The sequence below is a fragment of the Brevundimonas sp. NPDC092305 genome (assembly GCF_044755415.1).
Lineage (GTDB): Bacteria > Pseudomonadota > Alphaproteobacteria > Caulobacterales > Caulobacteraceae > Brevundimonas.
Genome location: NZ_JBIVQY010000001.1, coordinates 1021265 through 1047370, shown reverse-complemented (window position 1 = coordinate 1047370; position 26106 = coordinate 1021265). Strand labels below are relative to the sequence as shown.

The following is a 26106-nucleotide window of genomic DNA, read 5'->3' as shown; positions in this document are numbered from 1 at the left end:
TTTGAGCGGGCCTAGCAGACCTGCCGATAATGGGTCACCAGACGACCGTCGTAGTCGCGGGTGGTCGACGACACGGTCTGGCAGGTCTGGGTGTAGCCATAGCCGGAACCGTAGCTGTACGAGCGGTCGTAGTTGTAGGACCGATCGCTGTAGCGCGAGCCGTTGTCGTAATAGCCGCCGCTGACGTAGCGCTGGTCGTAATACCGGTCGCCGTCATAGCGATAGCGGGTGTCGTCACGGTAGCGATAGTCGTCGCGATACCGGTCATCGTAGTAGCGGTCGTCGCTGTAGCGGTCGTAGTCGCTTCGGTCATAGCGATAGTCGTCACGGTAACCGTCGCTGGCGCAGCGGCCGCTGGCGTTGTTGCCTACGGCTCCGCCGATCACGGCGCCAACGACACCGCCCAGGATGCTGCCTTCGGTCCGGCGGCCATTGGCCGCGAACTGCGACCCCGCAACGGCGCCGAGTCCGCCACCGATGAGAGCGCCTGAGCCGGTGCGCGAGTTGCGGTCATAACGGCACTGGTCGTACGGGCGATCATAGCGATCGCCATAATAGGACTGGGCGGCGGCCGGCGCGGGGGCCGCCATCACGCCAACGGCTGCGAGCGCGAGCGCTCCGGCCGTGGTCTTCTGGAACAGTTTCGACATCGACGTTCTTCCTCGACGAGTTAACCCTGATTGCCGAACGGCCAAGGTCCCTCTCTGTTGCATTGAGAGATAGGACCGCGAAGCTGAACGGCCTTTGAGCATCCTGTTCATCTTCGTTCATGTTGAACCGCAAGGCCAAGCGGGCCACAGGAGGCGGATGAGCCAGACCTTCACCATCGCGCGCGTCGCAAGTCAGGGCGACGGCGTCGCCGAGACGCCGGACGGTCCGGTGTTCGCGTCCCTGACCCTGCCCGGCGAGGTGGTGCGAGGCGATGTGACGGAGGGCCGGCTGGAGGCGATGGAGCTGGTGCAGGCCAGCCCCGAACGGATCGCGCCGGTCTCTCCGCAATACGGCGACTGCGGCGGGTGCTCGCTGCAGCACTGGGCGGCGCGGCCCTATCTGGACTGGAAGCGGGAACAGGTTCTGTTGGCGCTGGCGCGTGAGCGGATCGAGACCGAGGTTGAGGCCACCGTCGCCACACCGCCGGGATCGCGCCGCAGACTGGCGCTGCATGCACGCCGCGGGCCGGACGGGCGGGCCATTCTCGGCTTCAAGGGGCGGCGCAGCTGGCGACTGGTCGAGGTCAGGACCTGCCCGGTCGCGGATCCCCGGCTGGAAGCGGCGATACCGGCGCTGACGCGACTGGCTGATGCATTTCTGGAGCATCCGAAGTCGGCTCCGACCCTGCACGTCACCCTGACCCTGACCGGGCTGGACGTGGACGTGACGGGCGTGGAGCGCCGGACGGGCTTCTCGGGCGACGCTCGAACAAAGGCTATACAGGCGGCGGTCGCAGCCGATCTGGCGCGATTGAGCCTGGCTGGCGAGACCCTGGTCATGACCCGCCAGCCCATGGTGGCGTTCGGGCGTGCGACGGTCGCTCTGCCGGCCGGCGGCTTTCTGCAGGCCGTGCCGCAGGCGGAAGCCGCCATGGTCGATCGGGCGGTCGCGGCGGTGAAGGGATCGAAGAAGATCGCCGACCTGTTCTGCGGCGCCGGGACTTTCACCTTCCCGCTGGCCGAGGTCGCGCCCGTGCTGGCGGCGGACGCTTCCGCAGCGGGAATCGCGGCCCTGAAGTCAGGCGTGCCGACTGCAAAGGGGCTGAAGCCGATCACGGCCGAAGCCAGAGACCTGTTCCGCCGCCCGATGGCCCCGTACGACCTGCGCGGCTGCGACGCCATCGTCTTCGATCCGCCTCGCGCCGGAGCGCTGGAACAGGTGGGACAGATCGCCCAGACAAAGGCCGCGACGGTCGTGGGCGTGTCCTGCAACCCCGTGACCTTCGCCCGCGACGCCCGCGTGCTTATCGAAGCCGGCTTCCGTCTTGAGCAAGTGACGCCCGTGGATCAGTTCCTGTGGTCGGCGCATGTGGAACTGGTGGGCGTGTTCCGCCGGTAGAGCGGTTCTGGTCTCAGGTGATTGAAAAGTCCGTATCGGGGCCGGAAACAATCCCGCTCTTTTTCGGTGTCGGCGAGGAACGGGGCAGGGGCTCCATCAGATCGAACAGATCCAGCTGGCTCTTCATGTCCGCAGGCACGCGGAACTGGCTCTCGTCCTGCTGATTCCTCGGCGCATCCAGCTTGTAGCGCTTGATGGCGGCCTTGAAGCGGGCGGCGACGAGATCTGCCACAGGGCCACGGCCGGTCATGCGCTGGTTCCAGTCGGGGTCGTAGTCCTTGCCGCCGCGGGTCTGGCGGATCAGGGACATGACCCGGGCGGCGCGGTCGGGCCGGGCGTCGGCCAGCCATTCGCGGAACAGGTCCTTGATCTCGAGCGGCAGGCGCAGGGTGACGTACATGGCCTTTGTCGCGCCGGCCTTCGCCGCCGCCTCGAGCACGGCCTCCATCTCATGGTCGTTCAGACCCGGGATGACCGGCGCGAAGCCGACCCCGACGGGGCAGCCGGCGTCTACAAGTCTGGAGATCGCTTCCAGCCGCTTCGCCGGCGTCGAGGCGCGGGGCTCCATCGCGCGGGCCAGCTTGCGGTCGAGAGTGGTGATCGACACAAAGGCCGAGGCCATGCCCCGCCGGCCCATGTCGCCGAGAATGTCGGCGTCCCGCGTGATCAGCACCGACTTGGTGATGATGCTGAACGGGTGGTTGAACCGCTGCAAGACCTCAAGGACTGACCGCGTCGACTTCACCTCGCGCTCGACCGGCTGATAGGGATCGGTGTTGCCGCCTATGTGGATGCGCTTGCAGACGTACCGGGGTTTCGAGAGCTCCCGCTCCAGCAGACGCGCGGCCTCGGGCTTCCAGAAGATCCGGCTCTCGAAATCCAGGCCCGGGGATAGGCCCATCCAGGCATGGGACGGACGGGCGTAGCAGTAGATGCAGCCATGTTCACAGCCCTTGTAGGGGTTGATGGACCGGTCGAAACCGATGTCGGGACTGGTGTTGCGGGCGATGATCGTCCGGGCGTGCTCTGGCGTCAGGGTCGTGCGCAGGGGCGCGGCCTCGGCGTCCTGATCGGTCCAGCCGTCATCGAAAGCCTCTACGGTTTCCGGTTCGTAGCGCCCCGTCGCATTCGACCGCGCACCTCGTCCCTTCGCCGTTTCAGCCATATTCCAACGATAGGCGTGAACGAGAACAAAGCAAGAACTTTATGGTCAGTAAAAAGGCCCGCCGAAGCGAGCCCTACATGATGTAGCCGACAGCCCTGCTACGCCCAAGGCTTCTCGGGACATCGTGCCTCGCCGTCTCTGACAGGACTTGTCCTGCGAAGCCCGCAAGGGCGAAACAGGATGGTGCGGATGAGAGGACTCGAACCTCCACGCCTCGCGGCGCTGGAACCTAAATCCAGTGCGTCTACCAGTTCCGCCACATCCGCAAGGTTCGGGAGAGCCTCTAGGGGAGGTCGCGGCGGGCGGCAATGAAAAAGGCCCGGGATATCTCCCGGGCCTCGTTCATCTCGACTAGATGTCGATCAGGTCGTCGCCGGCGGCGGCGGCAGATCGGAGTCCTGTTCGTGAACCTCGACCAGACCGCGGCCGAGGTGGCTCATGCGACGACCGTACAGGAAGTAGACGATCAGGCCGATGCCGCCCCAGATCGGCAGCACCATCTTGGCGTCGTGCGGCAGGTTCCAGAACAGGAAGGCGCATCCCAGTGCCGACAGCGGCGCGATGATCCACACCAGCGGGGTGCGGAACGGACGATGCCGGTTCGGCTCCTTCTTGCGCAGGATCAGCACGGCGATCGACACCATGAAGAAGGCGAACAGGGTGCCCGAGTTCGAGATGTCGGCCAACTGACCGACCGGGAACAGGGCGCCGGCGATGGCGACCGCGATACCGGTGAACAGGGTCACGATGTACGGCGTCTTCCACTTCGAGTGGATCTTGGTCAGGCCTTCCGGCAGCAGACCGTCACGCGCCATCACGAAGAAGATGCGGGTCTGGCCGTAGATCATCATCAGGATGACCGACGGCAGGGCCAGCATGGCCGCGACGCCGAGGGCGTTGCCGACCTGCGGATGACCAATGACGCGCAGCACGTGGGCGAGCGCCTCGTTCGAGCAGACCAGCTGTTCGGCGTTTGCGGGCAGGGCGCAGGCCGCGATGAACGCCGGCGAGCCGGGCTGGACGGCGGAACCGTCAGCGCCGAGCACCGGCTGGGCGCCGATCGCACCGGCCGCGCCGAGGGCGACCAGCAGATAGAAGACCGTACAGATGGCCAGCGAACCGATCAGGCCGATCGGTACGTTGCGCTGCGGGTTCTTGGTCTCTTCGGCCGCGGTCGAGACCGCGTCGAAACCGACATAGGCGAAGAAGATCGACGCCGCGGCGCCGACGATGCCCATGCCCGAAGAGGCGCCGAACATGCCGTTGGGCGAGAAGGGCGAGAGGTTGGCGGTGTCGATGACCGGCAGGGTCAGCACGATGAAGATGGTCAGGGCCAGAACCTTGACCGCCACCAGCGCGGCGTTGACGCGCGCCGATTCCGTCGTGCCGATCATCAGCAGGGCGGTGACCGACAGGGCGACGATGATCGCCGGAACGTTGATGATGCCGGCCGAGAAATCCGGGCTAGGGATCAGGCCGTTCATCGACCAGGCGGGGCCGGCGGACAACAGGTCAGGGAAGTCGAATCCTATCCCGTTCTCTATCAACCCCAGCACATAGCCGGACCAGCCGACCGAAACGGCCGAGGCGGCGACGGCGTATTCCAGGATCAGGGCCCAGCCGACGCACCACGCCAGCAGTTCGCCCATCACGGCGTAGGTATAGGTGTAGGCCGAGCCCGAAACCGGGGCCATGGCCGCCAGTTCGGAGTAGCAGAGCGCCGCCACGGCGCAGACGGCGCCAGCGATGACGAAGCTCAGCATCATGCCCGGGCCAGCCTTCTGCGAGGCGGCGGCGGTGAGCACGAAGATACCCGTACCGATGATGGCCCCGATGCCCAGCAGCGTCAGCTGAATGGGCCCCAGCGAGCGATGAAGCGATTTCTTCTCGGCCGTGGCCAGGATCGCGTCGAGCGACTTAACGCGCCACATAAATTCCCCTCCGACTATTTACCGCCCTCTGCGGCTTTGCGCGGGACGCTAGCGGCGCAAATCCCCGCTGGCAACGCGGTTTAACTACGACGACGTTCTGGCGACGGTTTCACGAAGGCGGCTTTCGGACGGGAGATTTTTGCCTGAACAGCGGTTCGCGCTAGGGGGAGCGCGATGTCCCTGCCGATCCACGCCGTCCTCGAGCCGCTGAAAGTCGCGCTTGCGTCCGCGACCGCCGTGGTGCTGGCCGCACCGCCGGGAGCGGGCAAGACGACGGTCGTTCCGCTGGCCCTGCTGGACCAGCCGTGGCTGGGCGCGGGCAAGGTGCTGGTGCTGGAACCGCGGCGACTGGCCGCGCGTGCGGCGGCCGAGCGGATGGCGCGGACGCTGGGCGAGGCGACAGGCGACACGGTCGGCTATCGCACCCGCCTGCAGAGCCGGATCGGCCCGTCGACGCGCATCGAGGTGATCACCGAAGGCGTCTTCACCCGCATGATCCTCGACGATCCGGGACTGGAAGGCGTCGGCGCAGTCCTCTTCGACGAATTCCATGAGCGCAGTCTGGACGCCGACCTCGGTCTCGCCCTCGCACGGGAGACGCAGGGCGTACTCCGCGAGGACCTGCGGCTGCTGGTCATGTCGGCCACGCTGGACATCGCCGGCGTGTCGCGCCTGCTGGACGGCGCGCCCGTGATCGAGGCGGAGGGGCGGGTTTTCCCGGTCGAGACCGTCTATCTGGGCCGGAACCCGGTCGAGCGACTGGAGGAGGCAACGGCGAGGGCCGTCGTTCAGGCCCTGTCCGCGCAGACGGGGTCGGTGCTGGTCTTTTTGCCGGGGCAGGGCGAGATCCATCGCACCGCCCGGGCGCTGGCGGACCGGCTGCGCGATCCGGCCGTGGATGTGGTCCCGCTTTATGGCGCGCTGGACAAGGCCGAGCAGGACCGGGCCATCGAGCCGGCCGCGCCGGGACGCCGCAAGGTGGTGCTGGCCACCTCGGTCGCCGAGACCAGCCTGACCATCGAGGGCGTGCGGGTCGTGATCGACAGCGGCCTGTCGCGCGTGCCCCGGTTCGAACCCGCCAGCGGCCTGACCCGACTGGCGACGGTGAAGGTAAGCCGGTCGTCGGCCGAGCAACGACGCGGCCGGGCGGGCCGCACGGAGCCCGGCGTCTGCTATCGCCTGTGGGACGAGGAACAGACCCGCGGTCTGGTTGCGCACCAACGACCGGAGATTCTGGAAGCCGACCTGACGGCCTTCGCGCTTGATCTGGCGCGATGGGGTTCGCGGTCGACAGACGGGCTTGCCCTGCTCGATGCGCCCCCGGCAGGGGCCTTCGCTGAGGCTCGAAAGGTGCTGGAGCGGCTGGGCGCGCTGGGCGAGACCGGTGATCTGACCGAGCACGGCCGCCGTCTGACGCGCATACCCCTGCCGCCCCGGCTGGCGCATCTGGCGGCGAAGGCCGGCGACACCGGCGATGCCCTGACCGGAGCCCGGATCGCAGCGGTGCTGAGCGAGCCGGGACTTGGCGGGACGGACGTGGACCTGCGCGAACGCCTGCGAACCTTCGAGCGGGACCGCACGCCACGGGCGCGGGATGCGATGAAGCTGGCCGAGCGATGGGCGCGGGCGGCCGGCGGAGGGCAGGGCGGCGAGGTCGACGCGGGCGCCCTGCTGGTCGAGGCGTTTCCGGAGCGGGCCGCCAAGGCGCGAGGCAAGCCGGGTGAGGTGCTGCTGGCCTCCGGCCGCGGCGCCTTCCTCGACCCGAACGATCCGCTGGCGCGCGAGCCGTGGCTGGCCGTGGCCGAGCTGGGCGGCGGCGACACCCGCGACCGGATCCGGCTGGCCGCGCCGGTCGATCTCGCAGCGCTGGAGGACCGGATCGAGATCGAGGACCGGCTGGCGCGGACGCCTTCCGGCCGAATGGAACTGCGACGCGTCCGTCGGCTGGGCGCTATCGTCATCGACGAAAAGGCGATGGGCGCGCCGGACCGGGCGACGATCACCGCCGCGCTGAAAGCCGAAGTCGAACGAGAAGGTCTGGTGGCCCTGCGATGGGGCGAACGCAGCGCGGCGCTTCGGGCCCGACTGGCCTTCCTCGCCAGCGTCGACGACGGCTGGCCCGATGTGTCGGACGACGCCCTGTTCGCCGCGCGCGAAGAGTGGCTATGGCCCCTGCTGGGCGACGTGCAGTCGCTGCCGGGGATGTCCGACGTCACGCTTGAACAGGGCCTGCGCAGTCTCGTCCCGTGGGACCGCCAGCGCGCGCTGGACCAGCTGGCCCCCGCGAGACTTGAAACGCCTTTGGGGTCGGCGGCCATCGACTACGCCGCCGAGGGCGGGCCTCGCGTCGATATTCGGGTGCAGGAGTTGTTCGGCGTGAAGAGCCACCCGGTCGTCGGGCGCGGAACGCCCCTGACGCTGGCGCTCCTGTCTCCTGCACGGCGGCCGATCCAGATGACGAGGGACCTGCCGGGTTTCTGGGCGGGGTCGTGGAAGGATGTCCGGTCAGACATGCGCGGCCGCTACCCCAGACACCCTTGGCCCGAGGACCCCGCGAACGCCGAGGCGACCAGCCGGGCCAAGCCGCGCGGGCAGTGAATTCAGCACGCCAGAGCCTGAACATGCCCCGCGCGGGCATAGTCAAGAATCTTGTTGTCCCGGGTGACGAGCGCCGCCCCGATCTCGCGGGCTGTCGCGATCAGAAGGCGGTCAGCCGGATCGCCGTGAAGCTCACCGGGCAGTGTTCGCGAATCCATCGCCGCCGTCGCCGTAAACGGCGTCTCGGTCAGACCCGGAGCGGACAGGGCCATCGCATACCATGCCTTGGGATCCGGCTTCAGCACGAGGGGCGCCCTGCTGGGCCTCGGCGCGCACAGCATGCCGATCTCCCAGGCGCTGACCGGGGAAACGAAGACGCCGTCCGCGAGTGCTGCAAAGACGATGGCGTCCTGGACGGATTTGGAAAGTTCGACGCCCTCCACCAGCCAGATCAGTGCGTGGGTGTCGAGCAGCAGCTTCGAGGGCGTCATTTCGCCCAGCCGTCCTCTGCATTGAAGGCATCAGTCGATACTGGCGCGACCAGATCAAGGGAGCGGGGGATAACGGCCGCGCCGCGCATGAACCCGAACAGACCGGCGACCCTGTCCTTCCCACCGGGCGGCGGCGTCAGGACAGCGACCGGGCGGCCGCGCTTGGTCACCACGAGTCGATCTATGCGATGATCCGCGAGACGGTCGAGAAGTTCGAGACAGGTGGCCTTGAACTCCGTGGCGCTGATTTCCAGACTGGTCATGATGACTGGTCATATAGAGCGGCCTTGGCTTGAAAACAAGGTGCCGCTTGCCTTTGCCCGCCAACTCCCCTACATGCGCGCTCACTTCACACGCAGGTGTGGCGCTGGCGGGGAGACATCCCGTCCGCTCCGTTCCGAGGACTTCGGTCTTTACAGCACCTGCGGCGGATCAATCGGATAAAGGACTACACCAATGGCTCTGCCAGAATTCTCCATGCGTTCGCTGCTCGAAGCCGGCGCGCACTTCGGCCACCAGACGCACCGCTGGAACCCGAAGATGGACCGCTACATCTTCGGCTCGCGCTCGAACATCCACATCATCGACCTGTCGCAGTCGATCCCGCTGATGCACCAGGCGCTGGTCGCCGTGCGTGACGTCGCCGCCAAGGGCGGACGCGTGTTGTTCGTCGGCACCAAGCGCCAGGCCGCCGATCCGGTCGCCGAGGCCGCCAAGCGCTGTGCCCAGTACTACATGAACAACCGCTGGCTCGGCGGCACGCTGACCAACTGGAAGACGGTCTCGGGTTCGATCGCCCGCCTGCGCGAGCTGGACGGCCTGCTGGAAACCGGCGGCGAAGGCCGCGTGAAGCGCGAGCTGCTGAGCCTGCAACGCGAGCGTGACAAGCTGGAAGCCTCGCTGGGCGGCATCAAGGACATGGGCGGCATTCCCGACATCATGTTCGTGATCGACACCAACAAGGAGGCCATCGCCATCCTTGAAGCCCGCAAGCTGAACATCCCGATCATCGCGATCCTGGACACCAACTCGGATCCGGACGGCATCACCTATCCGATCCCGGGCAACGACGACGCCGCGCGCGCGATCCAGACCTACTGCGACCTGATCGCCGACGCCGTCCTCGACGGTCTGGCAGCCGGCGCTGGCGCCTCGGGCGTTGACCTCGGCGCCGCCGTGAACCCGGACGAGCCGATGCTGCGTGAAGCCAAGGCGCCGAAGGCCCAGGCCGAAGCCGCCCCGGCCGGTACGGAGTCCGTGGCCGCCGAGCTGGAAGCCGCCGCTGAACCGGCTGCCGAAGAGACACCGGCCGTCGCCGATGAAGCCGCCCAGGACGCGACTTCGGAAGCCAACGACGCCGTCGAAACCGAGAAGGCCGCGGTCTGATTTCAGACCCACGGCCTTCGACCTGAAGGCCGTACGTCCAACTGACATACGGCCGGGGCATAAAGCTCCGGCCGTTACCGCATTCGAATACCCCAAGGAGCTACACAATGGCCGAGATCACCGCCGCCCTCGTCATGGAACTGCGCGCCAAGTCGGGCGTGGGCATGATGGACTGCAAGAAGGCGCTGCAGGAAACCGACGGCGACATCAACGCTGCGGTCGACTGGCTGCGCGCCAAGGGTCTGTCCAAGGCCGCCAAGAAGGCCGACCGCGTCGCCGCCGAAGGCCTGGTGGCCGTCGCCTCGAAGGAAGTCGGAGCCGGTGAAGTCGGCGCCGCCATCGAGTTCAACGCCGAGACCGACTTCGTCGCCCGCAACGAGCTGTTCCAGAACGCCGCCAACGCCTTCGCCGCGCATGCGCTGGACCACGACACCATCGAGGCCCTGCACGGCGCCACGCTGGAAAACGGCACGACCGTTCAGGACGAGATCACCAACATGATCGCGACCATCGGCGAGAACATGCAACTGCGCCGCGCCGCCCGCCTGTCGGTCGATGAAGGCGTCGTCGCCTCCTACGTCCACAACGCGGTGTCGCCGGGCGTCGGCCGCATCGGCGTTCTGGTCGCCCTGCACGGCGGCGGCGACAAGGCCGCGCTGCGCGAACTCGGCCGCAAGATCGCCATGCACGTTGCTGCGACCGCTCCGCTGTCGCTGAACACCGACGATCTGGACCCGGCCGCCATCGAGAAGGAACGTCAGGTCCTGACCGAAAAGGCCAAGGAAGAAGGCCGTCCGGAAGCGATGATCGCCAAGATCGTCGACGGCCAGATCGCCAAGTTCCAGAAGGACGTGGTGCTGACCAAGCAGCCGTTCGTCATGAACCCGGACGTGACCATCGAGCAACTGGTCGCCGACGCCGGCAAGGACCTGGGCGCGCCCGGTCTGCACCTCGCCGGCTTCGTCCGCCTGGCTCTGGGCGAAGGCGTCGAGAAGGTCGAGGGCCCGGACTTCGCTTCCGAAGTCGCCTCCATGATGGGCGGCCAGTAAGCCGATCCATTCCGCTTCGGCGGAACTGATGAGACAAGAGAGGTCGGCGACCCGTTCGCCGGCCTCTTTTTCATGCGGAGGACCTGATGAGCGACGAAGCGGACTTTGGCGAGGATGGCGGCGGATACGACGCCGAGGACTGGTCGCGGCTCAAGGCCTTCACCGGCAAGATCGCGACGCTGGATGATGTGCAGGCCAAACGCGCCGTCTTTGCGCTGGGCGACACCGAGGATCCCCGCGTCATCGACATGGACCTGCCCCAGCCGCTGATCTGGTGGGAAGCCGACGGCGAGCAGGCGGCGGTGGCGGTGCAGGCCGAGAGCCACATCGGACCCGACGGTGACGAGATGGACGTGTTGGGCCTGATCCTGCCCGACGGCAGCGCGGTCGTGGCGCTGATGGACGACGTCGATCTGGTGGACGACACCGATCCGGTCTGGCGCCGTCTGGTCGACGAAGCCGTCGATGCGGACGACGGAGCCGACTGACGGCCTTATCCCTTTGCAGAAGCGCGCCGGTTCGCGTCATATCCCCCTCGATTTTCAATTCAGGGGAGTTTCCACATGCGTCTGGCCGCCTTGTTGTCTGCATCCGCCCTCGTGCTCGCCATGCCCGCCGCCGCCCAGTCTCCGGACCGGGGCGCAATCAACGGGATCATCGATCAGGGCTTCAACCATTCCGAGGTGATGCAGACGGCGGCCCACCTGACCGACCGGATCGGCGGGCGGATGACCAACTCGCCCCAGATGCGTCAGGCCGAGCAGTGGACCCAGGACAAGTTCCGCGAATGGGGTCTGTCCAACGTTCACACTGAGGGTTTCGAGTTCGGCCGCGGCTGGTCGATCGTTCGCTCCAGCGCCCGGATGACCGAGCCGCGTCCGATCGAACTGCGCGCCATCCCGATCGCCTGGACGCCCGGCACCAACGGCGTGATCAGCGGCGGCGTCGTGGTCGCCCCGATCACCGCCGCCGGCCAGTTCGATCAATGGCGCGGCAAGCTGCGGGGCAAGATCGTCATGGTCACCCGCCCGGACACCGGCTCCGAGCCGACCGAGCCCGCGTTCAAGCGCTGGACGGATGAGGAACTGGCCGGCCGCACCGCCTTCGTTCAGCCGCGCAACGATCCGGACGCCGCCGACCGCGCCGCCCGTAGCGGCCGCGCCGACTTCGCCTCCCGCCTCGACGCCTTCCTCGCGGAGGAGGGCGCGCTGGCTGTCGTCCGCATGTCCGCCCGCGACGGCGGTCTGCTGCACGGCACGGGCTACACCTATCAGGTCGGCAAGACCCCCAAACTGCCCGGCATGGAGCTGGCGGCCGAGGACTACCGCCGTCTCGCCCGCCTGGCCCTGACCGACACCCCGCCGACGCTTGAGCTGATGAGTGAGGTCCAGTTCCACGATGAGGACGTCAACGCCTACAACGTCTTCGCCGACATTCCCGGCACCAGCCGCTCCGGCGAGTACGTGATGGCCGGCGCCCACCTCGACAGCTGGGTCGCCTCGGATGGCGCGGTCGACAACGCCGCCGGCAGCGCCGTGATCATGGAGGCTGCACGCATACTGAAGAGCATGGGCGTTCGTCCGAAACGCACCATCCGCTTCGCCCTGTGGAACGGGGAAGAGCAGGGGCTGCTCGGCTCGTTGGCCTATGTGGACCAGCATCTGGCGACCCGCGCGCCGCTCAACGACCCGGAACTCGCCAACGCTTCCAATGGCCAGACGTGGCGGGCCCGCTGGCCGATCCAGCCGCGCGCCGGCTATCGCGATCTGGTCGCCTACTTCAACCTCGACAACGGCTCCGGAAAGATCCGCGGCATTAATGTCGAGGGCAATGTCGCCGCCGCGCCGGTGTTCGAGCAGTGGCTGGAGCCGTTCGCCAGCATGGGCGCCTCGACCGTCTCCCTACGTTCGTCGGGCGGCACTGACCACGTCTACATGCAGACCGTGGGCGTGCCCGGCTACCAGTTCATCCAGGACCCGCTCGACTACTCCAGCCGCCTGCACCACACCTCGATCGACAGCTACGATCACCTGAAGCCGGAAGATCTGCGTCAGGCCGCCGTGGTGCTGGCCAGCATCCTGCTCAGCGCCGCCAACAGCGACGAGCCCCTGCCGCGCATGCCGCTGCCGACCCGCCCGACGGCCAGCGATCCGTTCGCCTATCCGGGCGCGGAGTGACCGGCGACGATCGGTCCGGCTTCTCCCCCGGCGATGCAATCGCTAAGGGGAGCAGCATGATCGGAAGACTGAACCACGTCGGCGTCGCCACCCCGTCTATCGAGGCCAGCGTCGCCCTCTACCGCGACCTGCTGGGCGCAGCGAAGGCCCACGACCCGTTTGACCTGCCAGCGCAGGGCGTGCGTGTCTGCTTCGTCGACCTGCCGAACAGCCAGATCGAGCTGATCGAACCGCTGGGTGACGACAGCCCGATCCACGGCTTTCTGGCGAAGAACCCGAAGGGCGGACAACACCACGTCTGCTTCGAGGTCGAGGACATCCTCGCCACTCGCGACGCGTTGCGGGCCAAGGGCGCGACCATTCTCGGCACCGGCGAGCCCCGCATCGGGGCGCACGGGACGCCGATCATCTTCGTCCATCCGAACGACATGGGCGGCGTGCTGGTCGAGCTGATGGAAACGCCGAAAGGGGCGCACTGATGAACTTCCCGATCGGGCCGGTGACCATGGCGGCCATCTACATCACCTGCTGGTGGACGGTGCTCTTCGCCGTCCTTCCCATAGGTATGAACCAGCAGGAGCAGGAAAAGCCGACCGACGGAGCCCAGTGGGGCGCGCCGGACAATCCCAACCTGAAGAAGAAGTTCATCACCACGACCTGGATATCGGCCCTTGTCTGGCTGTTCATCATGGTCCTTATCGGCACCGGCTGGCTGCCGTTGCCGACGCTGCCGGGGCGATGACCAGATGGCCGAGACAATGTTCCTGCTGAACCCCGGCTGGACCGATGATCAGGGCGGTCCTTGGTACTGCCCGGCCGGCGCGGTGGTTGAAGGAGTCTTGTCCTTCTATCCGCAGCTGAGGACCGAGCTCGAAATCACCTACGTCGATCATCCTCGCCCGCGCCCTGCGGTGATTGAGCAGGTCGGGGAGGATCACCAGAGTTGCCCGATCCTCGTGCTGGACGGCGCCTTTGACTGGCCCGAAGCGCACACCGCCCCGACCGGCCGCCGCTTCCTGCAGGACGAGGCGATCATTCCCTATCTCGCGGCGCGGTACGGCATCGGTTTGCCGCATCCCTGACCGATGTTCGGGCGCGGCCTAGCTTTCGCCCCGTCCTCCCGGCTAAAGCTCGTCGTCCCGCTTCGCTCCTCGAGAATCCCCCATGCGCCTGTCGCGCTACTTCCTGCCCACGCTGAAAGAGGCGCCTTCGGACGCCCAGATCGTTTCCCACCAGCTGATGCTGCGCGCTGGCCTGATCCGTCAGGAAGCAGCGGGCATCTACGCCTGGCTGCCGCTGGGTCTGCGGGTGCTGCGAAAGATCGAGCAGATCGTGCGCGAGGAACAGGTCAAGGCGGGCGCCGTCGAGCTGCTGATGCCGACCCTGCAACTGGCCGACCTGTGGCGTGAGAGCGGCCGGTACGACGCCTACGGCCCCGAGATGCTGCGCATCACAGACCGGCACGAGCGCGAGCTGCTGTACGGCCCCACCAACGAGGAGATGATCACCGACATCTTCCGGGCCTATGTGAAGAGCTACAAGGCGCTGCCGCTGAACCTCTTCCACATCCAGTGGAAGTTCCGCGACGAGCGCCGCCCACGCTTCGGCGTGATGCGCGGGCGCGAGTTCCTGATGAAGGACGCCTACAGCTTCGATATCGACGAGGCCTCGGCGCGCAAGGCCTACAACCGCATGTTCGCGGCCTATCTTAACACCTTCGCCCGCATGGGCCTGAAGGCCGTGCCGATGCGCGCCGACACCGGCCCGATCGGCGGCGACCTGAGCCACGAGTTCATCGTTCTGGCCGAGACCGGCGAGAGCGAGGTCTTCTGCGACCGCAAGCTGGTCGAAATGGCCGCCCCCGGGCACGACTTCTCGGACGAGGCCGTGCAGGCCGTATTCGACGAGCGCACCGCCCTCTACGCCGCCACCGAGGAAATGCACGACGCCGCCCGGTTCGAAGACCAGACCGCCGAGGGCGACCGCCTGTCCGCCCGCGGCATCGAGGTCGGCCACATCTTCTACTTCGGCACCAAATACTCGGCCGCGATGAAGGCCAATGTGCAGGGCCCGGACGGCAAGGAAGCGCCCGTCCACATGGGCAGCTACGGCGTCGGCGTCTCGCGTCTGCTGGGCGCCATCATCGAGGCCAGCCACGACTCCAGCGGCATCATCTGGCCGGACGCCGTGGCGCCGTTCGACGTGGTCGTCATCAATCTGCGCGCCAACGACGAGGGCGTGAGCACCGCCTGCGAGGAAGCCGTGCACCGGCTGGAAGCGGCGGGCAGGGAGGTGCTCTACGACGACACCGACGAACGCCCGGGCGGCAAGTTCGCCACCGCCGACCTGATCGGCGTGCCGTGGCAGCTGACCATCGGGCCCAAGGGTCTGGCCGACGGCGTGGTCGAGCTGAAGCGCCGCGCGACCGGCGAGAAGTTCAGCCTGCCGCTGGACGAAGCGATATCGAGGCTGCTCGGATGACCGACGCCACGACGGCCGCGAAGCCGATCAAGCCGGCGGGGCCCTTCTCGGGCTGGGAATTCGGCCTCGCCCTCCGCTACCTGCGCGCCAAGCGCAAGGAGGGCGGCATCGCCCTGATCGCCATCATCTCCTACGTCGCCATTGCGCTTGCGGTCATGGCTCTGATCACGGTGATGAGCATCATGGCCGGCTTCCGCGCCGAGCTGCTCAGCCGCATGCTGTCCTTCAACGGGCACCTGTATGTGCAGGGCCAGATCCTGCAGAACCCGGAACGCGACGCGGCGCTGGCTCGCCTCGGCAAGGTTCCGGGCGTCGTCAACGTCACGCCCCTGACCGAAAACACGACCGTCTTCCGCGGCGGGACCGGACCGGTCACCGGCGGCATCGTGCGCGGCGTCCGCCCGCAGGATCTCGCCTCCACCCGGTACGTCTACGACAGCCTGACTCCCGAGATGCGTCGCAGCTTCGGGCAGGGTGCATACGGCGGAGACAATGTTCTGGTCGGCCAGTCGCTGGCGAGCTCGCTCGGCCTCGGCGTGGGCGGCGAGATCACCATCTATTCGCCCACGGGCGCCGACAGCGCGCTGGGCAATCTGGGCGGGCTTGAGAAGACCTATCGCATCGGCGGCATCTTCACCTCGGGCACGGCGGACTTCGACCGCGCCTTCATCTTCATGCCGCTGGAACAGGCCCAGCTCTTCTTCGGCAAGGAGGGCGTCTGGGACGTCATCGAGATGAAGGTCGCCGAGCCCGACCGCGTCATGCAGATGCATGAGGCCGTGCGTCAGGCCGCCGGACCGGGCGCCTATGTCACTGACTGGACCGACCGCCTCGCCGCCTTCTGGGGCGCGTTGAAGGTCGAGCGGGTGGCGATGAGCATCATTCTGGGCCTCGTCGTCGCCATCGCCGCGCTGAACATCATCTCCGGCATCGTCATGCTGGTGAAGAACAAGACCCGCGACATCGCCATCCTGCGCACCGTGGGCGCCAGCCAGTCGTCCATGCTGCGCATCTTCTTCCTCGCCGGCGCCATGATCGGCGTGGCGGGAACGCTGACCGGCCTGCTGCTGGGCCTGCTGTTCTGCCTGAACATCGGCGCGATCCAGCATTTCCTCGAGGCGATCACGGGCGTCCAGCTGTTCAACGCCGACGTCTACATGCTGGACGCGGTGCCGGCGCTGGTCGATCCGACCGACGTATTCTGGGTCACCATCTGGTCCTTCTTCATGAGCTGCGTCGCCGGGCTGATCCCGTCCTGGCAGGCGGCCAAGCTCGATCCGGTCGAGGCGCTGCGTTATGAGTAAGCCCCCGGTTCTTTCGGTGCGCGGCCTGACCCGCACCTACGACACCGCCGATGGCGGTCTGGATGTGCTGAAGGGCGTCGATCTGGACGTCCGGGCTGGCGAGGTTGTCGGCCTCATCGGACCGTCAGGCTCGGGCAAGTCCTCGCTGCTGCACGCCGCGGGCCTGCTGGAGCATCCGACCGCAGGCGAAGTGCTGATCGACGGCGACGCCGTGGGCGGCCTGCCCGAGCGGGCGCGAACCCACATCCGTCTGGCCAGCATCGGCTTCGTCTATCAGTTCCACCACCTGCTGCCGGAGTTCGACGCCCGCGACAACGTGGCCCTGCCGCTTCGCATCGCCGGCTACCGTCAGGTCGACGCCCGCGCCCGGGCCGAGGAACTGCTGGTCACGCTGGGCCTCGGCGACCGCCTGACCCACCAGCCGTCCCAGCTGTCGGGCGGCGAGCGTCAGCGCGTGGCCGTGGCGCGAGCCTTGGCCAACCGCCCGCGCCTCCTGCTGGCCGACGAGCCGACCGGCAACCTCGACCCCGCCACCAGCCAAACGGTGTTCGAGGCCCTGCATGACGTGGTCAAGCGCACGGGCGTCGCCGCCCTGATCGCCACCCACAACATGGAGCTGGCCGGCCACATGGACCGCGTCTTCGCCCTGAAGGACGGGCATCTGGAAGAGCGCCCGACAGAAAGCCACGAGTACTGATGCCCTGACGGCATTGGCCGCGCGCTTGAACGCGGTCTAGGCTCGGCGCCTTCAACACAAGGAGGATCGCCGTGCGCCGTCTTATCGTTTCCGCCGCCATCGCCACCGGTGTCATCGTCGCCGCCTGCCAGCCGTCCGCACCGGCGTCCGACGCTGCGCCAGAGGCGCCCGTCGCGCCAAAGACCGACATAACCCCGACCGCCGCGTCTGATATTCCCCCGGCGGTTCAGGCCGCCGTTCAGGCTGCAAAGCCCGGCTTCGTCATCGCCGAGGCCGAGCTGAAGGAACGGGAAGGGCGGCGCTACTACGACGTCGAGGGCACGCTGAACGGCGCCGAGCTGGAGCTGGACCTGCTGGAAACGCCGCAGGGATGGACCGTCGTCGAGACCCAGCGGGACCTGCCGTGGACCGAGGTCCCCCAATCCGTCCGCACCGCGACCGAGGCCGCCCGCGCCGGCTTCGCGCCCGTCCGCATCATCGAAAGCACCCAGGCCGAGGACGGGGCCGTGATCTACGAACTGTTCGCGGACGGTCAGCCGGCCACGCCCGCGCTCGAGGTTCGCGTGAAGGACGGCCGCACCGAGGTGCTGAAGGAAGTCTGGCCGCACTGACGGCCGGCGCGGCTACTTCTTGAGCGGCTGCGTGAACGGAGAGGTCCCGACCGACACCGCCGGTTTGGGCTTCTCCGCCTTGGGTTTCCGGATTTCCTTGTTGCCGCGTACCTGACCCTTGGCCATGACCGCACTCCTGCGACGCCCGCCGCCAGAAGGCGGATTACAGACGGCGTCGGGTTGACCCTACACGCGCGGCTCCGGAACGGACAGGACGATCGACCTCAGGTGACGGCCGCGGCGCCCCACACGCGACGCAGGCTCTCCGTCCGGCGGCACCCGACCTTGTAGGCTTCGTAGTGCACGGGATTCCGCTCGGCGTAGTCCTGATGCTCGCGCTCCGCCGGCCAGAACCGGGCCGAGGCCCGCACCGGCGTCACGAACCGCCGGCCCAGCGCCTGTTCCGCCGCCGTTCTCGATGCCGTCGCCGCCGCCGTTTGGGCGGGCGTGGCGAAGACGGCGGTCCGGTACGACGGCCCCTGATCGCAGAAGACGCCGTTCGGGTCGGTCGGATCGATCGTGCGCCAGAACCGGTCGACCAGCGCGCGATAGCTGACCACGCGCGGATCGAAGGTAACCTGTATCGCCTCCTGATGCCCGGTCCCGCCGCGCACGACCTGCATATAGGTCGGGCTGGCCACGGTCCCGCCGGCGAACCCCGACACCACGGAACTCACGCCCCGCACATGTTCGAACGCCTTTTCGGCTGACCAGAAGCAGCCGCCGGCGAACACGGCCGTCTGGCTGCCGGCCGGAGGCGGCGGCGCGGCGGGCGCCGGCGGAGCGGGAGAACAGGCGGCGATGAGGGCCGCGAAGGCGAGGATGGTGCGGGTCATGATCCAGATACGTGGCGCTGGCGAAGCGGGTTTCAAGCGCAGGCCTATTGACGAGAACAGGACGAGAACATAGAACAGGACAAGAACATTCGAACAGGAGCGTCAAATGGTGCGCGTGGCTCGGGATCTGTTGTCGCTGGCGGTCTGCGGCGGCTTTGTCGTGATGGTTTGGCAGGCGGCTCTGCTGGCTCCGATCGGCTAGTGGCTGATGCGACCCCGGGCGGACCATCCGGACGCATCGGACGCATCGGACGCTTCGGACTGTGTTTTTCGGAGTCCGGAAACTTGTCCACCGCTGTTTCCGTCTCTTGTTCATGAAGGCGCCGCTGCCGGGTGGCCCTCGACTCGGTGGCGGGTGATAGGCTCTCGCGGAAGGTCCTCGTCATGGCGAGGATGAGCGGAGCGGTGACGGTGGCGGACGGCGGGGAACAGACGGGCTTCATCCATCTGCGTGTGCGCTCGGCCTATTCGCTGCTGGAAGGCGCGATCAAGGCGGGCAAGGTTCCGGTGCTGGCGGCGGATGCGGGCATGCCGGCGGTCGGGGTCGCCGACCGGGCCAACCTGTTCGGCGCGCTGGAGTTCAGCGAGGCCGCGCGCGGGGCGGGGGTTCAGCCCATCATCGCCTGCGCCCTGCCGGTCACCGGCATTGGCGGCCAGATCTCCGATCGCTGGGCCAAGGTCCCGACCGTCGTCCTGATCGCGCAGAGCGAGGCCGGCTGGCTGAACCTGTGCACCCTGTCGTCATCGGCCTACCTCGACGCCGGAGCCATGGACGAGCCCAGCGTGCCCTGGAACAAGGTGGTCGAACACTCCGACGGCCTGCTGCTCCTGACCGGCGGCCCCGACGGCCCCGTTGACCCCCTGTTCGTGCAGGGCAAGACGTTCGAGGCCAATGCGGCCCTGAACGAGATGCAGGCCACCTTCGGCGACCGCATGTACGTCGAGCTGCAGCGCCATGGCCTGCCGACCGAGGGCAAGGCCGAACGGGGGCTGGTCGCCTGGGCCTATGAGAGCGACATCCCGCTGGTCGCCACCAACGACGTGCACTACGCCAAGGCCGCGCAGGCGAAGAGCCACGACGCCCTGCTGTGCATCGCCGACGGCGCCTTCACCGGTCAGGAAGACCGGCGTCGCATCACTGACCAGCACTGGTTCAAGCCCGCCGCCGCCATGCGCGAGCTTTTCGCCGACCTGCCGGAAGCCTGCGACAGCACCATCGACATCGCCCGCCGCTGCGCCTTCCTCGTCACCACCCGCGCGCCGATCCTGCCCCGCTTCGACACCGGCGCCGGCCGCTCCGAGCCTGACGAACTGGCGCATCAGGCGCGAGAGGGCCTAAAGGTCCGCCTGCAGGAAGTCACGCCCGCTGCGCCGGAAGACGAGTACTGGAAGCGCCTCGAATGGGAGGTCGGGATCATCACCCAGATGGGGTTCCCCGGCTACTTCCTGATCGTGTCGGACTTCATCAAATGGGCCAAGTCGCACAGCATCCCGGTCGGCCCCGGCCGGGGCTCGGGCGCCGGCTCGCTGGTCGCCTGGGCCCTGACCATCACCGACCTCGACCCCCTGCGGTTCGGCCTGCTGTTCGAGCGGTTCCTGAACCCCGAGCGGGTCTCCATGCCCGACTTCGACATCGACTTCTGTCAGGAGCGTCGGGAAGAGGTCATCACCTATGTGCAGGAGCACTACGGCAAGGATCGGGTAGCCCAGATCATCACCTTCGGAACCCTGCAGGCCCGCGCCGTGCTGCGCGACGTCGGCCGGGTGCTGCAGATGCCGCTGGGGCAGGTCGACCGTCTGGCCAAGATGGTCCCGGCCAACCCCGCCAATCCCGTCACCCTCGCGCAGGCGATCGACCTCGAACCCCGCCTGAGAGAGGCGCGCGACTCCGAGAAGTCGGTCGAGACCCTGCTGGCCACGGCGCTGGAGCTTGAGGGCCTCTACCGCAACGCCTCGACGCACGCCGCCGGCATCGTCATCGGCGACCGTCCCCTGACCGAGCTGGTGCCCCTGTATCAGGACCCGCGCTCCGATATCCCGGCCACCCAGTTCAACATGAAGTGGGTCGAACCGGCGGGGCTGGTGAAGTTCGACTTCCTCGGCCTGAAGACCCTGACCGTGCTGGATCGCGCTCACGGCTATCTGTCGCGGCGAGGGGCCGCCCCGGTGTGGAACCAGCTGCCGCTCGACGACACGCCGACCTATGAGCTGATGGCGTCGGGCCAGACCGTCGGGGTGTTCCAGCTGGAATCCCAGGGCATGCGCGACACCCTGCGCAAGATGCGCTGCGGCTCCATCGAGGAGATCACCGCCCTGATCTCCCTCTACCGGCCGGGGCCGATGGAGATGATCGACACCTACATCGACCGCAAGTTCGGCCGGGCCGAGGTCGACTACCTGCACGACACCCTGAAGGAGACCCTGTCCGAGACCTACGGCGTCATCATCTACCAGGAACAGGTGATGAAGATCGCCCAGATCCTGGCCGGCTATTCGCTCGGAGAAGCAGATTTGCTTCGCCGCGCCATGGGCAAGAAGAAGAAGGAAGAGATGGACTTCCAGCGCGCCCGCTTCATCGCGGGGGCGTCCGAGAAGGGCGTGTCGGAACAGCAGTCGGGCGGCATCTTCGATCTGGTGGCCAAGTTCGCCGGCTACGGATTCAACAAGTCCCACGCCGCCGCCTATGCCCTAATCAGCTTCCAGACGGGCTGGCTGAAGGCCAACCATCCGGTCGAGTTCATGGCCGCGTCCATGTCTCTGGATCTCAGCAACACCGACAAGCTGGCTGTTTTCTACCAGGATTGTCGTCGCTTCGAAGTTCCGGTGAAGGCCCCGGACGTGAACCGGTCCGCGGCCGACTTCGACGTCGAATGGAGTGAGGGGCAGGGGGCGGTGCTTTATGCGCTGGGCGCCATCCGCAACGTCGGGCTGGAGGCGATGAAGCATCTGGTCGAGGTGCGCGAGACCGGCGGTCGCTTCACCGACATCTTCGACTTCCTCGAGCGGGTCGATCCGAAGTTCGTCAACAAACGCGCGCTCGAGAACCTCGCCCGCGCCGGCGCCTTCGACAGCTTCCACAACAACCGCCGTCAGCTGGTCGAGCAGGCGGACAAGCTGATGGCCTATTGCCAGAGTGTGGCCGCCGAGCGCGCCTCCTCGCAGGTCAGCCTGTTCGGCGGCGATCAGGTCGCGGCCGGCCGTCCCCGCCTGTCCCCGGTCGAGCCATGGGTCGGGCCGGAGAAGCTGGATCAGGAACTGGCCGCCGTCGGCTTCTATCTCTCCGGCCACCCTCTGGAAGACATGGCCCCCGCGCTAAAGCGCAAGCGGGTGACCTTCGTCGCCGAAGCCACCGCTCTGGCTGAAAGCGGCCACGAGGCTTTCATGATGGCCGGGGTCGTCCGCCGCCGTCAGGAGCGCGCCAGCCAGCGCACCGGTGAGAAGTTCGCCTTCGTCACCTTCTCCGATCCTACGGGCGAGTTCGAATGCCTGTTCCCGCCGGAACAGCTTCGCAAATGCCGCGAGGTGCTGGAGACCGGCGCCTCGGTCATGGTGCGGGTGCGCGCCAAGTCGGCCGATGGCGAGGTGCGCTTCTTCGGCGACGACGCGACCCGTCTAGACGCCATCATCGACGACGGCGGCATGGGCCTGCGCATCCATGTGTCCGGCCGCACCGCCGACGCCGAGGCCCTGCGCTCGCGGCTGGAACGGGCCAAGGCCAACGGCAAGGGCGGCGAGGTCTCGCTGCTGGCCTCGCTGGAAGGACGGCGGGAGGTCGAGATCCGGCTGCCCGGCCGCTACCGTCTGGACGGCGCCCTTCGCGGCGCCCTGAAGTCGGCCCCCGGGGTCGTGATGCTGGAGGATGCATGATGGGAGAAGTGACGACGCACAGCGGATCCTGCGCCTGCGGGGCCGTGGCCTATGAGGTCGACATGGCGCTGGACGGCCTGATCGAGTGCAACTGCTCGCACTGCTACCGCAAGGGCTTCGTCCTCGGCTTCGTCGAGCCCGAGGCCTTCCGTCTGACCGCCGAGGGTCCGCAGACCGAATATCTGTTCAACAGGCACAAGATCCGCCACCGCTTCTGCAACACCTGCGGCGTCCAGACCTTCGCCCGCGCAGACGGACCCGACGGCAACCCAAAGGTGGCGATCAACGTCCGCACCCTGACCGACATCGAACCCTGGAGCTGGAATGCCACACGGGTCGATGGGCGCAGCTTCTAGGCCGCGTCCGTCACCGCATAGGCCATCACGCCGGTGGCGATGGCGAGGTTCAGACTGTCGGCCCGGCCGCGCATCGGGATCTTGACGTTGACGTCGCAGGCGGCCGCCAGTTCGTCGGTCAGGCCGGCCTGCTCGTTGCCCATCAGAACCAGCGTCGGGTGCTGGTAGGCGGCGTCCCGATAACCGTGGGTCGCGTCCAGCCGGGTGCCGACCACGCTGCCGGGCCAGTTCTGACGCCACGCGAGGAACTCGGCCGGCGTCGCGCGGGCGATAGCGACCGCGAAGACCGAGCCCATAGTCGCCCTGACCGCCTCGACCGAATAGGGATCGGTGCAGTCCCCGATCAGGATCACGCCCCCGCAACCCGCGGCGTCTGCCGTGCGGATGATGGTGCCGAGGTTGCCCGGGTCCCGCACCTGCTCCAGCGCTATCCAGCAAGGCGCCGTTGCGGGCTGGATAGAGGACAGCGTCGTATAGGTCTGCTCGAATACGCCCAGAACCGTCTGCGGGTTATCCCGCCGGCTGATCTTCTCGAGGATGGCGTGGGTGACCACGACCACCTCGCCCCCCGCGGCGCGGGTTTCGGTCCGGGCGCGGTCCAGCAGCGGGTGCGGACGAGCCTCCTCGCCGACCATCAGCAGTTTCGGCGTCCGGCCCTGATCCAGCGCCTCGCCGATGAACTTCAGCCCCTCGGCGAGGAAACAGCCGCTCGTCTCGCGCTCCTTGCGCATATGCAGGGCCCGCACGGCCTTGACCGTGTCGTTAGTCAGGGAGGTGATCAGCCGGTCCGTCATGCCGACCATCGCGCGTAGAAGCTGAGGCCGATGGCGCGGGCGTCGGGACCGTCCTCCGACAGGGCCAGTTCGCCCCAGTCGATCACGCCGCCCCGCGTCGCCGTCGCCTCCGCCGTCAAATGGGCCAGCGACAGGCCGGAGATGCGCGCCGCGTATCCGTTGACCAGCAAGAACGACGCGTCATCGCCCAGCAGGGCCGCGCAGTCGGCAAGAAGCCCGGGCAGGTCCTCGAACAACCGCCAGACCTCGCCAGTCGGCCCGCGACCATACTTTGGCGGGTCGAGGATAATGCCGTGGTACTTCGAGCCGCGTCGAACCTCGCGCGCCACATACTTGCGGGCGTCGTCCACGATCCAGCGGATCGGGCGGTCGGCCAGCCCCGACATCTCCGCATTCTCACGGGCCCAGGCGACCGACTTCTTCGATGCGTCGACATGGGTGACCTCGGCGCCCGCAGCCGCGCACGCCAGGCTGGCGACGCCGGTGTAGCCGAACAGGTTCAGGATACGCGGGCGCTCAAGGGTGCGCACGCGGGCATCCAGCCATTCCCAGTTCGCCGCCTGCTCGGGGAAGAAGGCGAGGTGGCGGAAGGGGGTGAAGCGACCGGTAAAGCGCACATCGCGCCACGCCAGCGGAAAGGTCTCTACCGGCTTGTCGCGGAATCGCCAACGGCCGGCTTCGTCCTCGTCGGTCGGGTCGAAGACGGCGTCGGCCAGATCAAAGGCGGCCGGATCGCGGGGCGCCCACATGCACTGCGGCTCGGGCCTGACCACAGTAAAGGGGCCATACCGCTCCAGCTTGCGGCTATGACCGGAGTCCAGCAGGGCGTAGTCAGACCACGCCCGGGTGATCAGGCTCTCAGACGACGGGTTCAGGCGCGGCGACATGTCCGGCTGATAGGACGCCCGGCGGCCTCGCGTCCAGCATCGTTTCCAGCACATCCGGGTGGCCGTCCGCCGTATCAGCCCGATGTGGGGTCTTGTCCCAGGCGAACGGCTGGACCAGCAGCCGCCACGCCGCATGGGCGAAGGCGATACTGAGCATGGACCAGTAGAGCGGCGCTTCCGCCATCTCCCGGAGACCATAGGCAAGGCCGGCGCGCCGGGATCCGACCGCACAGGTCAGCCAGGCGACGAGGACTCCGGCGCCCAGAATGAGAAGACCCAGCGCCGGGAGGGCTGGCGATGTCGCCGACGCCGCCGCCAGCATCAGCGCGGCCGCCACCCACAGCAGGGAGGGTCCGTGGCAGGCCGCCGAGACCAGACCCGCCCCGACCGTGAGCAGGAAGGCGGCTCCACCACGCCAGCCCAGTTCCCATGGCCGGCGCGTATGAACGCCGAAGGTCTGCATATATCCCTTCAGCCAGCGGGTGCGCTGGGGCAGCCAGTGCGAGACCGGGCCGGGCGGCGTCTCCCATGTCGGCTTCGACAGGACGCCGAGCCGATAGCCGGCGCGCCACAGACGAAAGCCCAGATCCGCGTCCTCGGTTACGTTGTGCGCATCCCACGCTCCGAGGCGTCGCAGGGCGTCGACCCGGAAGTGATTGCTCGTTCCGCCAAGAGGGAAGGGAAAACCGAACACGGCGAGCCCCGGCAGGACCACCTCGAACAACGCGGCGTACTCGGCTGCGAACTGGCGGTCCACGAAGGGCGTCGGATCAAGGGCGGCGTGGCGGCGTCGGATACGCAACGGGGCCTGCAGACAGCCGGTCCGGCCATCGAGGTCCGACGCGAAACGGGAAGCGGCTTCGCGAAGCTGGCCGGGGTCTGGAATATCCTCCGCATCATAGATGGTCATGTACTCGCCCGTCGCCTGCTTCAGGGCCTCATTGAGCGCGCGAGGCTTGGTCTGGGGACTGCCGGGCGGAACGATGAGGATGCGCAGCCAATCTGGAAGAGACGTGGTCAAGGCCGCGTCGCGAGTGGCGGTGTCGTGCTGCTCCAGCACGATCAGACCCTGAAGCCGATCGACGGGATAGTCGATGCGGGCCAGTCCCCGGATCAACTGGCCGACGACGTGAGGCTCGTCGTGAAGCGCACAGACGATCGTATAGGGAGGCCAGTTCGATGGGGAGGGCGGTGAGACGGGCCGCCTGCGGGTCATCCAGATTAGGATCAGGCGGACAGCTGATGCGGCCCCGAACATTCCCGCCGCAACCCACATCGTCAGGGAAGCGAGCAGGTGAGGGGCGAACGCGACACCGCTCATCACACCCGTCGACAAGATCAGGATCGCAAGGAACTGGAAGGTCGAAAGACCGCGCCAGCGCGCGCTGAGACTCAGAGGCAGAGCCTCGGTCTGGTACAAGGTTACGCCACCCACGGATATGTCCCCACCTATCCCTGAGTTGAGCGTTAAGCATCAGGTTGTATGG

General features: G+C 67.5%; 25 protein-coding genes and 1 tRNA gene. 15 read left to right on the top strand and 11 right to left on the bottom strand.

The window, feature by feature from the left end:
- Positions 1 to 11: 11 nt before the first annotated feature.
- Positions 12 to 650 (bottom strand): glycine zipper 2TM domain-containing protein, encoded by a 639-nt coding sequence (locus ACIQC9_RS05250; RefSeq protein WP_400613133.1) that lies wholly within the window; start codon positions 648 to 650, stop codon positions 12 to 14.
- Between the two features lie 157 nt (positions 651 to 807).
- Here ACIQC9_RS05250 and ACIQC9_RS05245 point away from each other — a divergent pair, with 157 nt between their 5' ends.
- On the top strand, positions 808 to 2049 hold the full coding sequence (locus ACIQC9_RS05245) for a class I SAM-dependent RNA methyltransferase (protein WP_400613131.1): 1242 nt from the start codon (positions 808 to 810) through the stop codon (positions 2047 to 2049).
- 13 nt (positions 2050 to 2062) lie between these two features.
- Here ACIQC9_RS05245 and ACIQC9_RS05240 read toward each other — a convergent pair whose 3' ends face one another.
- From ACIQC9_RS05240 to ACIQC9_RS05230, 3 genes are all read right to left on the bottom strand, one after another.
- Complete coding sequence (locus ACIQC9_RS05240; RefSeq protein WP_400613128.1) at positions 2063 to 3214, bottom strand: PA0069 family radical SAM protein; 1152 nt, start codon at positions 3212 to 3214, stop codon at positions 2063 to 2065.
- 181 nt (positions 3215 to 3395) lie between these two features.
- Positions 3396 to 3480 (bottom strand) — tRNA-Leu (locus ACIQC9_RS05235).
- Positions 3481 to 3576: 96 nt separating this feature from the next.
- Positions 3577 to 5145 carry an amino acid permease gene (locus ACIQC9_RS05230; protein ID WP_400613127.1) on the bottom strand — a complete coding sequence of 523 codons (1569 nt, stop codon included), beginning with the start codon at positions 5143 to 5145 and terminating at the stop codon, positions 3577 to 3579.
- A 174-nt stretch (positions 5146 to 5319) separates the two neighbouring features.
- Here ACIQC9_RS05230 and hrpB point away from each other — a divergent pair, with 174 nt between their 5' ends.
- Positions 5320 to 7743: an ATP-dependent helicase HrpB gene (gene hrpB / locus ACIQC9_RS05225; protein ID WP_400613125.1), complete on the top strand. Its 2424-nt coding sequence runs from the start codon at positions 5320 to 5322 to the stop codon at positions 7741 to 7743.
- Positions 7744 to 7745: 2 nt separating this feature from the next.
- Here the strand turns inward: hrpB and ACIQC9_RS05220 are convergent, their stop codons facing one another.
- Together ACIQC9_RS05220 and ACIQC9_RS05215 are read right to left on the bottom strand one after the other, a co-directional pair.
- Positions 7746 to 8174, bottom strand: a complete 429-nt coding sequence (locus ACIQC9_RS05220; RefSeq protein ID WP_400613122.1) for a type II toxin-antitoxin system VapC family toxin — start codon at positions 8172 to 8174, stop codon at positions 7746 to 7748.
- On the bottom strand, positions 8171 to 8437 hold the full coding sequence (locus ACIQC9_RS05215) for a type II toxin-antitoxin system Phd/YefM family antitoxin (protein WP_400613120.1): 267 nt from the start codon (positions 8435 to 8437) through the stop codon (positions 8171 to 8173). The genes ACIQC9_RS05220 and ACIQC9_RS05215 overlap by 4 nt, the downstream gene beginning before the upstream one ends.
- 193 nt (positions 8438 to 8630) lie before the next feature.
- Between ACIQC9_RS05215 and rpsB the strand changes: the two genes are divergently transcribed.
- The 11 genes from rpsB to ACIQC9_RS05160 all read left to right on the top strand — a co-directional run bounded on the left by rpsB (position 8631) and on the right by ACIQC9_RS05160 (position 17879).
- Positions 8631 to 9560, top strand: a complete 930-nt coding sequence (rpsB, locus tag ACIQC9_RS05210; protein WP_400613119.1) for a 30S ribosomal protein S2 — start codon at positions 8631 to 8633, stop codon at positions 9558 to 9560.
- A gap of 107 nt (positions 9561 to 9667) precedes the next feature.
- The gene (gene tsf / locus ACIQC9_RS05205; protein WP_400613117.1) at positions 9668 to 10609 is read left to right on the top strand and encodes a translation elongation factor Ts; all 942 of its coding nucleotides are present in this window, start codon (positions 9668 to 9670) and stop codon (positions 10607 to 10609) included.
- An 86-nt stretch (positions 10610 to 10695) separates the two neighbouring features.
- The gene (locus tag ACIQC9_RS05200) at positions 10696 to 11097 is read left to right on the top strand and encodes a hypothetical protein (protein ID WP_400613114.1); all 402 of its coding nucleotides are present in this window, start codon (positions 10696 to 10698) and stop codon (positions 11095 to 11097) included.
- Between the two features lie 75 nt (positions 11098 to 11172).
- Positions 11173 to 12786: a M20/M25/M40 family metallo-hydrolase gene (locus ACIQC9_RS05195; protein ID WP_400613112.1), complete on the top strand. Its 1614-nt coding sequence runs from the start codon at positions 11173 to 11175 to the stop codon at positions 12784 to 12786.
- A gap of 56 nt (positions 12787 to 12842) precedes the next feature.
- Positions 12843 to 13265, top strand: coding sequence for a methylmalonyl-CoA epimerase (gene mce, locus ACIQC9_RS05190; RefSeq protein WP_400613110.1), 423 nt, complete (start codon positions 12843 to 12845; stop codon positions 13263 to 13265).
- Entirely contained in the window at positions 13265 to 13528 is a 264-nt protein-coding gene (locus tag ACIQC9_RS05185; RefSeq protein WP_400613108.1) for a DUF1467 family protein, read from the top strand. Before mce ends, ACIQC9_RS05185 begins: the two co-directional genes overlap by 1 nt.
- A 4-nt stretch (positions 13529 to 13532) precedes the next feature.
- Entirely contained in the window at positions 13533 to 13868 is a 336-nt protein-coding gene (locus ACIQC9_RS05180) for a DUF3088 family protein (protein WP_400613105.1), read from the top strand.
- An 82-nt stretch (positions 13869 to 13950) separates the two neighbouring features.
- Positions 13951 to 15267, top strand: coding sequence for a proline--tRNA ligase (proS, locus tag ACIQC9_RS05175; RefSeq protein WP_400613104.1), 1317 nt, complete (start codon positions 13951 to 13953; stop codon positions 15265 to 15267).
- Positions 15264 to 16571 (top strand): lipoprotein-releasing ABC transporter permease subunit, encoded by a 1308-nt coding sequence (locus ACIQC9_RS05170; RefSeq protein WP_400613101.1) that lies wholly within the window; start codon positions 15264 to 15266, stop codon positions 16569 to 16571. The genes proS and ACIQC9_RS05170 overlap by 4 nt, the downstream gene beginning before the upstream one ends.
- Positions 16564 to 17268, top strand: a complete 705-nt coding sequence (locus ACIQC9_RS05165; protein WP_400613099.1) for an ABC transporter ATP-binding protein — start codon at positions 16564 to 16566, stop codon at positions 17266 to 17268. Before ACIQC9_RS05170 ends, ACIQC9_RS05165 begins: the two co-directional genes overlap by 8 nt.
- Before the next feature lie 71 nt (positions 17269 to 17339).
- Positions 17340 to 17879 carry a hypothetical protein gene (locus ACIQC9_RS05160; RefSeq protein ID WP_400613097.1) on the top strand — a complete coding sequence of 180 codons (540 nt, stop codon included), beginning with the start codon at positions 17340 to 17342 and terminating at the stop codon, positions 17877 to 17879.
- A 12-nt stretch (positions 17880 to 17891) separates the two neighbouring features.
- Here ACIQC9_RS05160 and ACIQC9_RS05155 read toward each other — a convergent pair whose 3' ends face one another.
- Together ACIQC9_RS05155 and msrA are read right to left on the bottom strand one after the other, a co-directional pair.
- Positions 17892 to 18005, bottom strand: a complete 114-nt coding sequence (locus ACIQC9_RS05155; protein WP_400613095.1) for a hypothetical protein — start codon at positions 18003 to 18005, stop codon at positions 17892 to 17894.
- A gap of 98 nt (positions 18006 to 18103) precedes the next feature.
- The gene (msrA, locus tag ACIQC9_RS05150) at positions 18104 to 18715 is read right to left on the bottom strand and encodes a peptide-methionine (S)-S-oxide reductase MsrA (protein WP_400613093.1); all 612 of its coding nucleotides are present in this window, start codon (positions 18713 to 18715) and stop codon (positions 18104 to 18106) included.
- 393 nt (positions 18716 to 19108) lie between these two features.
- Between msrA and dnaE the strand changes: the two genes are divergently transcribed.
- Positions 19109 to 22582 carry a DNA polymerase III subunit alpha gene (dnaE, locus tag ACIQC9_RS05145; RefSeq protein ID WP_400615394.1) on the top strand — a complete coding sequence of 1158 codons (3474 nt, stop codon included), beginning with the start codon at positions 19109 to 19111 and terminating at the stop codon, positions 22580 to 22582.
- Positions 22579 to 22938, top strand: a complete 360-nt coding sequence (locus ACIQC9_RS05140) for a GFA family protein (protein ID WP_400613091.1) — start codon at positions 22579 to 22581, stop codon at positions 22936 to 22938. The genes dnaE and ACIQC9_RS05140 overlap by 4 nt, the downstream gene beginning before the upstream one ends.
- Here the strand turns inward: ACIQC9_RS05140 and ACIQC9_RS05135 are convergent.
- From ACIQC9_RS05135 to ACIQC9_RS05125, 3 genes are read right to left on the bottom strand one after another with little or no spacing between them, the layout of a single operon-like run.
- Positions 22935 to 23732: a TrmH family RNA methyltransferase gene (locus tag ACIQC9_RS05135; protein ID WP_400613088.1), complete on the bottom strand. Its 798-nt coding sequence runs from the start codon at positions 23730 to 23732 to the stop codon at positions 22935 to 22937. The two genes, ACIQC9_RS05140 and ACIQC9_RS05135, sit on opposite strands and share 4 nt — an antisense overlap.
- Positions 23729 to 24619, bottom strand: a complete 891-nt coding sequence (locus ACIQC9_RS05130; RefSeq protein ID WP_400613086.1) for a class I SAM-dependent methyltransferase — start codon at positions 24617 to 24619, stop codon at positions 23729 to 23731. The genes ACIQC9_RS05135 and ACIQC9_RS05130 overlap by 4 nt, the downstream gene beginning before the upstream one ends.
- Positions 24591 to 26054, bottom strand: coding sequence for a glycosyltransferase (locus ACIQC9_RS05125; protein WP_400613084.1), 1464 nt, complete (start codon positions 26052 to 26054; stop codon positions 24591 to 24593). Before ACIQC9_RS05125 ends, ACIQC9_RS05130 begins: the two co-directional genes overlap by 29 nt.
- Positions 26055 to 26106 lie beyond the last annotated feature (52 nt).

Coding starts and splice junctions, on each gene's coding strand:
- ACIQC9_RS05200 (WP_400613114.1), top strand. CDS start 10,696: ATGAGCGACGAAGCGGACTTTGGCGAGGATGGCGGCGGATACGACGCC.
- tsf (WP_400613117.1), top strand. CDS start 9,668: ATGGCCGAGATCACCGCCGCCCTCGTCATGGAACTGCGCGCCAAGTCG.
- ACIQC9_RS05215 (WP_400613120.1), bottom strand. CDS start 8,437: ATGACCAGTCTGGAAATCAGCGCCACGGAGTTCAAGGCCACCTGTCTC.
- ACIQC9_RS05130 (WP_400613086.1), bottom strand. CDS start 24,619: ATGTCGCCGCGCCTGAACCCGTCGTCTGAGAGCCTGATCACCCGGGCG.
- ACIQC9_RS05140 (WP_400613091.1), top strand. CDS start 22,579: ATGATGGGAGAAGTGACGACGCACAGCGGATCCTGCGCCTGCGGGGCC.
- ACIQC9_RS05165 (WP_400613099.1), top strand. CDS start 16,564: ATGAGTAAGCCCCCGGTTCTTTCGGTGCGCGGCCTGACCCGCACCTAC.
- dnaE (WP_400615394.1), top strand. CDS start 19,109: ATGAGCGGAGCGGTGACGGTGGCGGACGGCGGGGAACAGACGGGCTTC.
- ACIQC9_RS05230 (WP_400613127.1), bottom strand. CDS start 5,145: ATGTGGCGCGTTAAGTCGCTCGACGCGATCCTGGCCACGGCCGAGAAG.
- mce (WP_400613110.1), top strand. CDS start 12,843: ATGATCGGAAGACTGAACCACGTCGGCGTCGCCACCCCGTCTATCGAG.
- hrpB (WP_400613125.1), top strand. CDS start 5,320: ATGTCCCTGCCGATCCACGCCGTCCTCGAGCCGCTGAAAGTCGCGCTT.
- proS (WP_400613104.1), top strand. CDS start 13,951: ATGCGCCTGTCGCGCTACTTCCTGCCCACGCTGAAAGAGGCGCCTTCG.
- ACIQC9_RS05185 (WP_400613108.1), top strand. CDS start 13,265: ATGAACTTCCCGATCGGGCCGGTGACCATGGCGGCCATCTACATCACC.
- ACIQC9_RS05170 (WP_400613101.1), top strand. CDS start 15,264: ATGACCGACGCCACGACGGCCGCGAAGCCGATCAAGCCGGCGGGGCCC.
- rpsB (WP_400613119.1), top strand. CDS start 8,631: ATGGCTCTGCCAGAATTCTCCATGCGTTCGCTGCTCGAAGCCGGCGCG.
- ACIQC9_RS05220 (WP_400613122.1), bottom strand. CDS start 8,174: ATGACGCCCTCGAAGCTGCTGCTCGACACCCACGCACTGATCTGGCTG.
- ACIQC9_RS05240 (WP_400613128.1), bottom strand. CDS start 3,214: ATGGCTGAAACGGCGAAGGGACGAGGTGCGCGGTCGAATGCGACGGGG.
- ACIQC9_RS05135 (WP_400613088.1), bottom strand. CDS start 23,732: ATGACGGACCGGCTGATCACCTCCCTGACTAACGACACGGTCAAGGCC.
- ACIQC9_RS05155 (WP_400613095.1), bottom strand. CDS start 18,005: ATGGCCAAGGGTCAGGTACGCGGCAACAAGGAAATCCGGAAACCCAAG.
- ACIQC9_RS05245 (WP_400613131.1), top strand. CDS start 808: ATGAGCCAGACCTTCACCATCGCGCGCGTCGCAAGTCAGGGCGACGGC.
- ACIQC9_RS05180 (WP_400613105.1), top strand. CDS start 13,533: ATGGCCGAGACAATGTTCCTGCTGAACCCCGGCTGGACCGATGATCAG.
- ACIQC9_RS05250 (WP_400613133.1), bottom strand. CDS start 650: ATGTCGAAACTGTTCCAGAAGACCACGGCCGGAGCGCTCGCGCTCGCA.
- ACIQC9_RS05195 (WP_400613112.1), top strand. CDS start 11,173: ATGCGTCTGGCCGCCTTGTTGTCTGCATCCGCCCTCGTGCTCGCCATG.
- msrA (WP_400613093.1), bottom strand. CDS start 18,715: ATGACCCGCACCATCCTCGCCTTCGCGGCCCTCATCGCCGCCTGTTCT.